Genomic DNA, 276 nt, shown 5'->3' on the forward strand with positions numbered 1-276 from the left:
CGACGCCGCCGCGCGACTGTCATCCCTTTGAAATAAACCGCGAGCGAGGGTTCTACAGTCGCTTCAGGACGAAGTCGAACTTAGCTTTCCACTTGGTCGTCGCGTCGACGAGCGGCTCGAAGGCGACAATCAACGTGTCCTTCACCCCAAACACGGAATCCGACTCCAAGTACGGGTCTCCCGCGACGAAGATGTGTGTGCAGAGGCGATCGTAGCCGTTCGCGCCAACCAGGAAATGCACGTGCGCAGGGCGGAAAGGATGACGTTCGAGCTGTT

General features: G+C 58.7%; 1 protein-coding gene. It reads right to left on the reverse strand.

The window, feature by feature from the left end; genetic code table 11:
- Positions 1–52 precede the first annotated feature (52 nt).
- Positions 53–276, reverse strand: a 224-nt coding sequence (locus AC0L2O_RS36740) for a dioxygenase family protein (protein ID WP_473373198.1), incomplete at its 5' end; no start/stop codon positions are given.

It is taken from the genome of Bradyrhizobium sp. Kon10 (genome assembly GCF_055807395.1).